Raw genomic sequence first — 7543 nt, forward strand, 5'->3', positions numbered from 1 at the left:
ATCATGACCCAGCTCGACCTCAATACCCTCAGCCCGCGGATCTGCGCCCACAAAGAGAGCCTGATCCACATCGTTCAGCCACCGGTCTGCACCGAGCGTGCCCGCCACTACACCGAGGCCTATCAGGCTCATCTCGCCCGGCCGCTGCCGGTGCGCCGCGCGCTGGCGCTGGCTCATCACCTCAAGGCGCGCACCATCTGGATCAAGCACGACGAGCTGATCGTCGGCAATCAGGCCAGTCAGGTACGGGCGGCGCCGCTGTTTCCTGAGTACACGGTGAGCTGGATTGAGAAGGAGATCGACGAGCTGGCAGACCGTCCCGGTGCCGGTTTTGCAGTCAGCGAAACCGACAAGGCGATCATCCACGCCCTCACCCCCTTCTGGCGCGGCCAGACGGTGCAGGATCGCTGCTTCGGCCTCTTTACCGACGAACAGAAAGCACTGCTGGAGAGCGGCATCATCAAGGCCGAGGGCAACATGACCTCGGGGGATGCCCACCTCGCGGTCAACTATGAGGAGCTGCTCACGCTGGGTCTCGATGGCTTCAAGGCCAAGGTGGCCGAGCGCCGCAGTCGGCTGGATCTGGCGGATTGGGCCGATCTGCAGCGCGAGCAGTTCCTGCACGCCGTCGCCATCACCCTGGAGGCAGTCAGCGATCACATCGCGCGCTACGCCGCACTTGCCCATGATATGGCAGCACAAGAATCTCGCCCCGAGCGCCGAAACGAGCTTGAGACCATCGCGCTCAACTGCGCCCACATCGCCCACCAGCCACCCGAAACCTTCTGGCAGGCACTGCAGCTCTGCTACTTTATCCAGCTCATCCTGCAGATCGAATCCAACGGCCATTCGGTGTCGTTTGGCCGGATGGATCAATACCTCTACCCCTGGTATCGCCGCGAGGTGGAATTGTCGGAATCCCTGCCTCGGACACGCGCCATCGAACTGCTGCAAGGGTGCTGGCTCAAGTTGCTGGAGGTGAACAAGATCCGCTCCGGCACCCACTCCAAGGCCTCCGCCGGCAGCCCGCTCTATCAGAACGTCACCATCGGCGGCCAGAACTGGCGGGATGGCACTGCCCATGATGCGGTCAACGGCCTCTCCTACGCGATTCTGGAGTCCTGCGGCCAGCTGCGATCCACCCAGCCCAACCTGTCGGTGCGCTACCATGCCGGGATGAGCGAGGATTTCCTCGACGCCTGCATTCAGGTGATCCGCTGCGGCTTTGGCATGCCCGCCTTCAACAACGACGAAGTGGTGATCCCCGAGTTCATCAAGCTCGGAGTAAGCGTGGAGGATGCCCACCACTACGCCGCCATCGGTTGCATCGAGACCGCCGTACCCGGCAAGTGGGGCTATCGCTGCACCGGCATGAGCTTTATCAACTTCGCCCGCATCCTGCTGGCCTCCCTTGATGGCGGCTGCGATGCCACCACCGGCAAGGTATTCCTGCCCCAGCCCCAGTCGCTGCGAGACGGGAGCTTTGGTAACTTTGACGAGGTGATGGCCCGCTGGGATGAGCAGGTGCGCTACTTCACCCGCAAATCCATCGAGATCGACTGCGTGGTCGACAGCGTGCTGGAGGCCCAAGCCCACGACATCCTCTGCAGCACCTTGGTGGATGACTGCATCGAGCGCGGCAAAACCATCAAGGAGGGGGGCGCCGTCTATGACTGGGTCTCAGGTCTGCAGGTAGGAATTGCCAACCTCGGCAACAGTCTGGCAGCCCTGAAGAAACTGGTGTTCGAGCAGGGGATTGTGGATCAGCAAGAGCTGGCCGAAGCACTCGAACAAGATTTTACCGGGCTAGCAGGGGAGCAGTTGCGCCAGCGCCTCACCAATGCCGCCCCCAAATATGGCAACGATCTGGACGAGGTTGACCTGCTGCTGGTGCAGGCCTACCAGAGCTACATCGACGAGCTCAAGGAGCTGCACAACACCCGCTTCGGCCGTGGCCCCATCGGCGGTACCTACTATGCGGGCACCTCCTCCATCTCCGCCAACGTGCCCTTCGGTGCCGCCACCATGGCCACCCCGGATGGTCGCCATGCCCGCACGCCGCTGGCGGAAGGGGCCAGCCCCTCGTCGGGTTCGGATCGTCTCGGCCCGACGGCAGTGTTCAACTCCATCGGCAAGCTGCCCACGGCGGCCATCCTCGGCGGGGTGCTGCTCAACCAGAAGCTGAGTCCGGCGAGCCTTGAGAACGAGCGGGACAAGGCCAAGCTGATGAGCCTGCTGCGCACCTTCTTCGAGGTGCACAAGGGGTGGCACGTGCAGTACAACATTGTCTCGCGCGAGACCCTGCTGGCGGCCAAGGCCAATCCGGATCAGTACCGGGATCTGGTGGTACGGGTGGCGGGCTATTCGGCCTTCTTCACCGCCTTATCCCCGGATGCGCAAGATGATATCATCGCCCGCACCGAGCACAGTCTCTGACGGGGCGCACCCATGGCGCCAGTGACGTCATATGATTGGCAAGCCACCCCACGGGTGGCTTGCCGCTATCCACCACCTTGCATGTGAGCGCACCATGAATCCACGCCACCAACTGATCCTCACTCTGGTCCATCAGGCTCGCAAGATGAGCGTGAGTGAACTCTCCCGACATACCGGCGTGTCTGAGGTGACGGTGCGCAACGACCTCACCGCGCTGGAGAAGCAGGGACTGCTCAGACGGGTACACGGCTCGGCCATGGCGCTGGAGACCGATGACCCGGATGCCCGGATGAACATCAACTACCTGCTCAAGGAGCGCCTCGCCGAGCGGGCCGCCCAGCTGGTGGAAGATGGCGAAACAGTCTTTATCGAAGGGGGCAGCGCCAACGCCATGCTGGCGCGCCATCTGGCCCTGCACAAACGGGTCACCATCATCACCATCAGCAGCTATATCGCCCATCTGCTCAAAGACACCCCGGCTCAGGTGGTGCTGCTCGGCGGGCTGTTCCAACATCAGAGCGAGAGCGTGGTGGGGCCGCTCACGCGCCTCTGCATCGAGCAGGTGCACTTCTCCAAGGCCTTTATTGGGGTCGACGGTTTTCATCCCGAGATGGGTTTCACCGGCCGCGACATGATGCGGGCCGACGTGGTCAACAGCGTGCTGGCCAAGGGGATGACCAATGTGGTCATCACCGACAGCAGCAAGTTCGGCGCCATCCACCCGAGCCAGCTTGGCGCGCCGGGCCAGATCAACGTGCTGGTTACCGACGATGCCCTGCCCGCCCCCATGCGGGCCGCCATCGCGGCCAAGGGGATCACCCTGCACTGCGTCGCGGCCTAGGCAACCCGCTAATTCACGCTATTTCATTGACCTGACAGGATAAAATTTTCATGATGAGCCAGTCCCCATCGGGACTGACATCACCAGTGCGTGATCTGCAGGAAGCAGATTTTCAGGAGAGCAAGGACATGCCATCGACCAGCACAGCCGGGGAGCGCCGACTCTCCCCTATCATTCGCGCCACCGCCATCACCCTGACCCTGTGCTGGAGCCCGTTTGGCTGGAGTGCCACGCTGCCCGCCGACTTGAAGTGGGAGAGCAACAACCAGGACCCTCTCTATGCCGATCCGGCCGCCAAACGCGGCGGCACCTTTCGCACCTTTATGACCAGCTTCCCCCTGACCCTGCGCAAATATGGCCCCGACTCCAACGGCGGCTTTGCCGGTTACGTGCGGGAAACCAACCTGCCACTGCTGAGCACTCATCCCGTCACCGGCAACCCCATGCCAATGCTGGCAAACGAGTGGGCCTTCGGCGCCGACAACAAGACCCTCTATTTTCGCATCAATCCCAAAGCGCGCTGGTCAGACGGCCAGCCGGTCACCGCCGATGACTGGCTCTTTACCCTCAAGATGATGCGCAGCAAGGAGATCAACGACCCCTGGTACAACAACTACTACAGCACCCAGATAGCAGACATCACCAAGTTTGATGATCACACCCTGGCTATCACCAGCGGCACCGAAAAGAGCCGCCAGGATCTGCTCGAATCGCTGCCCATCAGCCCGGAGCCGAGCCATGCCATCAAGCTCACCGCCAACTGGGTCAAGGAGTACAACTGGAAGGTGTTGCCGGTCACCGGTCCCTATCAGATCGATCAGGTGAAAAAGGGCAAATCGGTCACCTTCAAGCGGATTGAAAACTGGTGGGGGGATGACGAGCGCTACTTCCAGCATCGCTTCAATCCTGCGCGGATCGAGATCAAGGTGCTCAGGGATCTGAACATCGCCTGGCAGCACTTCCTGCGCGGCGATCTCGACAGCTTCCCGCTGGTGATCCCCAACTGGTGGCACGACAAGACCAACACCGCCGAGTTCGAGAAGGGGTATATCGAGCGGCGCTGGTTCTACAACCAGACCCCGCAACCGCCGATGGGGCTCTATCTCAACACCGCCGATCCGCTGCTACGCAATCTCGATGTTCGCCTCGGCATCCAGCATGCCCTCAATTTCGACAGAATGCTCGCTACCCTGCTGCGGGGGGATTACCAACGCCTCAACAGCTATGGCTCAGGTCAGGGGGAGTTTACCAACAGCGAGATCAAGGCCCGTCCGTTCGCTCCCAAACTGGCACGGGAATACTTTTCCAAGGCAGGCTTTAACAAAGTGGGGCCGCAGGGGATTTTGCAAAACGACAAGGGGCAGTCACTGACCCTCGCCATCACCTACACCACCGCAGAGCACGCCCAGCGGCTCACACTGCTGCGGGAAGAGGCCAAAAAGGCGGGGCTTAATCTGGAGCTCAACCTGATGGATGCATCGGCCGGTTTCAAATCGATGCTGGAGAAAAAGCACCAGAGCGCCTGGATGGCCTGGGCGGGTAGCCGCTATCCCGCCTATTGGGAGTTCTTCCACAAGGTCAACGCCAACAAGCCCCAGACCAACAACATCATGAACATCGATGACGACGCCATCACAGCCTTGGTGGAGCAGTATGACAAGGAGTTCGACTTTGCCAAAAAGGCGGCCCTGTCACGGCAGATCCAGCAGCGGCTCTATGAGCTGGCAAGCTTCGTCCCCGCCTATCAGGTGCCCTACACCCGGGAAGGCGCCTGGCGCTGGATAAAACTGCCAAAAGTACCTGCAACGCCCAAGAGCGAGCAGCTCTACTGGCCCCTCGGTGGCGACAACAGCGGTTACAGCTATGGCGGTCTGCTGTGGATCGATGAAGAGCTAAAAACCGAGACCAAGGCAGCCATCAAGAGCGGCAAGACCTTCCCGGCCGAGCCCATCATCGACACCACCTATCGCCAGCCCTGATAGCGACAACTCGTTTGGCAAACTGACCAAAAACAAAGACCCCGCCAGATAGCGGGGGCTTTGTTGGCAACCGGTGTTGCGAATCGAGCGGTGATCAGCCGCGTTTGGCCTGCTTCTCGGCAATGGCGTCAGCCACGTCGGCCGGCTCCAGCACGATCCCTTCCTGATCCGGGGTCGGGAACACGGCAACACACAGCTCGTCCTGCTCCATACCGTCAACCCAGCGCTCCAGCCATACCTTGAGGGTGATAGACTGCGGCTTGCAATCGGCCCACTCACCTTCGGCCCACGCCTTGGCGTACTCCGGGTGCGGCCATACCGGGATGCAATCTTCATCGTCGGTGGTCAGCATCATGACGCCATGCTCGTCAGTCAGGACGAACAGCTCTTCATGCTCGACCAGCTTGCTGATGAAGTGATCGTAACGGTAATCAGCGTTCAGTTGCAGCGCGGCATTGCGCTCGGTGTCGCTCAGTTCATAGCTCATTGGCCAAGTCTCTCTCTCGATAAAGGGCGCCATGTTCACATCTTGTCGTCAGCTTGTCCAGCTTGCAGCCCCTTGGCACCGGATGGGGAGGACAATGACGCAAATAAGGATAGAGCAGCCTCCTCGATAGCGAGACCGCCAGCCATCATATCGCCCCTTTTACAACGCAGGGGTGATCAGCTCCACATCAGGCTGCTCGCTCAGCTTTTGCCGCAGCCAGTAGGCGGACTCCACCTCGACAAAGCAGAGCAGATCCTGGCCATTGGCCGCCATCGCCATCAGCTGCTCAAAACGCAGCTGTTGCTGTTGCTCCCAGGCGGCAGCGAGTTTGGCACCGTGGGCCTCATCCACCACTTCGCGGCGCAACTCGAACAGGTTATCGGTGATCGGGCTGTTGATCTTGGCGGCGGTGTGCCAGTACATCAGCAGGTTATCCATCATCTCGCTGTCGTAGTTGGCCAGTGCATCCAGCTCGGGTGAATCACCGCTGTCGCTGGCGGCAAAATCACACCAGCCCGCATCGAGTGACGCCAGCTCATGAGCCCCCTTGGCATGCTTGCGTAACAGCGCAATGTCGGCCCCCTTGCGTGCAGGTAACCATACCTCGCCCTGATGGGCATCCAACAGGGACGTCAACGAAGCAGCGGGGTAAACCGGAAAGCGGGTACAAAGTGAATGCAGCAGGGATACCAGAGTGATCTTGACCATGAGCGATACCTTGAACAGGGCGAACAGCCACCAATAGACCGTCCGATATAAAGAAGTGCCCTATCCTACCACGTTTGGTCCGGCTCGGCCCTTGACGAAGCTGTCAGCCAACCATCTGATTACGCCGAAAAAAACAGCATTTGAAACGCAGCATCCAGCCAAAGATCAATAATTTGAGCCAGCGCCCACTAAAGTGGATCCGGGGATGCTAGTTTGCATACATCTTTAGCGTAAGGAGTAAATCCATGATTGGGATCGACCAGGTTTCTAACGAATTCGTGAACGATTTGAAAATACTGGCATGCTTTGATCCGGCCAACATGAGCCTGGGGATTAAATTACGCAGCGATATGTCTGAAGAGTTGTGCCAGGCGGCAGCCCGTCTGCATCAACAGGGGCTCATCAGCGCAGAAGATGGCGGCTATCTCACCCCGTTTGGCATGACCATGGTTGAACACCTGCAACATCTGTTGGTCGCACTCAAACCGCTTTGACCGGCTGTGGTGCCCAGAGCGAAAAGTTGAGTAGCTCCCAGCGCTCCCCTTGGTGAAGATGACAGGCAAACAGCAAAGGACCTTCGGGTCCTTTTACTTTGCCATCCACCAGCCACTCCCCCTCCCTTTCAGGCACCAGTCGCGCATTCACCTCATCAGGTTGCAGCGCAGCGCCTATTCGGACCTGGACAAATTGCTGGCAGATCACCTGCGCTTCCATCGCGGATTGAACCGGTACCGGCGCATCGGACGTCGGAGTCAAGGTGGCAGCAAGCAGGAGCGATAGCAACATGATTCAGCACATGGGAGTCAGTAGCAGAAGCCAGATAAACAAAAAGCCGTGGCACCAGAGGTACCACGGCTTTCTTAAATTCTGTAAGAATTACAGAGCGGTTACGTTCTCAGCCTGCGGGCCTTTCTGACCTTGGGTCACAGAGAACTGTACGCGCTGACCTTCAGCCAGGGTACGGAAACCGTTACCTTGAATGGCGCTGAAGTGAACGAAAACGTCCGGGCCGTTTTCTTGCTGGATGAAGCCAAAACCTTTGGTTTCGTTGAAAAACTTAACGGTACCGGTGATCATGTTAGACATATCTTT

General features: G+C 59.6%; 8 protein-coding genes. 4 read left to right on the plus strand and 4 right to left on the minus strand.

Annotated features, from left to right (window positions below; translation table 11 throughout):
* Positions 1–3: 3 nt before the first annotated feature.
* The 3 genes from G5358_RS06960 (at position 4) to G5358_RS06970 (ending at position 5256) form a co-directional block, all read left to right on the plus strand.
* Positions 4–2436, plus strand: coding sequence for a formate C-acetyltransferase/glycerol dehydratase family glycyl radical enzyme (locus tag G5358_RS06960; RefSeq protein ID WP_421276090.1), 2433 nt, complete (start codon positions 4–6; stop codon positions 2434–2436).
* A 94-nt stretch (positions 2437–2530) separates the two neighbouring features.
* Positions 2531–3277: a DNA-binding transcriptional regulator YciT gene (locus tag G5358_RS06965; RefSeq protein ID WP_005350628.1), complete on the plus strand. Its 747-nt coding sequence runs from the start codon at positions 2531–2533 to the stop codon at positions 3275–3277.
* A gap of 128 nt (positions 3278–3405) precedes the next feature.
* Complete coding sequence (locus G5358_RS06970; protein WP_421323842.1) at positions 3406–5256, plus strand: extracellular solute-binding protein; 1851 nt, start codon at positions 3406–3408, stop codon at positions 5254–5256.
* Positions 5257–5350: 94 nt separating this feature from the next.
* Here the strand turns inward: G5358_RS06970 and G5358_RS06975 are convergent, their stop codons facing one another.
* A complete protein-coding gene (locus tag G5358_RS06975; RefSeq protein ID WP_005334204.1) occupies positions 5351–5743 on the minus strand; it encodes a DUF2750 domain-containing protein in 393 nt (130 codons plus the stop codon).
* Positions 5744–5902: 159 nt separating this feature from the next.
* Entirely contained in the window at positions 5903–6451 is a 549-nt protein-coding gene (locus G5358_RS06980; RefSeq protein ID WP_216954128.1) for a hypothetical protein, read from the minus strand.
* Positions 6452–6696: 245 nt separating this feature from the next.
* Here G5358_RS06980 and G5358_RS06985 point away from each other — a divergent pair, with 245 nt between their 5' ends.
* On the plus strand, positions 6697–6945 hold the full coding sequence (locus G5358_RS06985) for a TIGR02647 family protein (protein WP_005334209.1): 249 nt from the start codon (positions 6697–6699) through the stop codon (positions 6943–6945).
* Here the strand turns inward: G5358_RS06985 and G5358_RS06990 are convergent.
* Both G5358_RS06990 and G5358_RS06995 read right to left on the minus strand, forming a co-directional pair.
* On the minus strand, positions 6932–7237 hold the full coding sequence (locus G5358_RS06990; RefSeq protein WP_021231075.1) for a hypothetical protein: 306 nt from the start codon (positions 7235–7237) through the stop codon (positions 6932–6934). The genes G5358_RS06985 and G5358_RS06990 overlap by 14 nt on opposite strands.
* A gap of 90 nt (positions 7238–7327) precedes the next feature.
* Positions 7328–7537, minus strand: a complete 210-nt coding sequence (locus G5358_RS06995; protein WP_005302803.1) for a cold-shock protein — start codon at positions 7535–7537, stop codon at positions 7328–7330.
* Positions 7538–7543 lie beyond the last annotated feature (6 nt).

It is taken from the genome of Aeromonas sp. 604176, from assembly GCF_049170755.1.
Lineage (GTDB): Bacteria > Pseudomonadota > Gammaproteobacteria > Enterobacterales > Aeromonadaceae > Aeromonas > Aeromonas veronii_A.

What these genes read in the sequence shown, in the direction of transcription:
- G5358_RS06960 (WP_421276090.1), top strand. Translation starts at nt 4, where the DNA reads ATGACCCAGCTCGACCTCAATACCCTCAGCCCGCGGATCTGCGCCCAC.
- G5358_RS06965 (WP_005350628.1), top strand. Translation starts at nt 2,531, where the DNA reads ATGAATCCACGCCACCAACTGATCCTCACTCTGGTCCATCAGGCTCGC.
- G5358_RS06970 (WP_421323842.1), top strand. Translation starts at nt 3,406, where the DNA reads ATGCCATCGACCAGCACAGCCGGGGAGCGCCGACTCTCCCCTATCATT.
- G5358_RS06975 (WP_005334204.1), bottom strand. Translation starts at nt 5,743, where the DNA reads ATGAGCTATGAACTGAGCGACACCGAGCGCAATGCCGCGCTGCAACTG.
- G5358_RS06980 (WP_216954128.1), bottom strand. Translation starts at nt 6,451, where the DNA reads ATGGTCAAGATCACTCTGGTATCCCTGCTGCATTCACTTTGTACCCGC.
- G5358_RS06985 (WP_005334209.1), top strand. Translation starts at nt 6,697, where the DNA reads ATGATTGGGATCGACCAGGTTTCTAACGAATTCGTGAACGATTTGAAA.
- G5358_RS06990 (WP_021231075.1), bottom strand. Translation starts at nt 7,237, where the DNA reads ATGTTGCTATCGCTCCTGCTTGCTGCCACCTTGACTCCGACGTCCGAT.
- G5358_RS06995 (WP_005302803.1), bottom strand. Translation starts at nt 7,537, where the DNA reads ATGTCTAACATGATCACCGGTACCGTTAAGTTTTTCAACGAAACCAAA.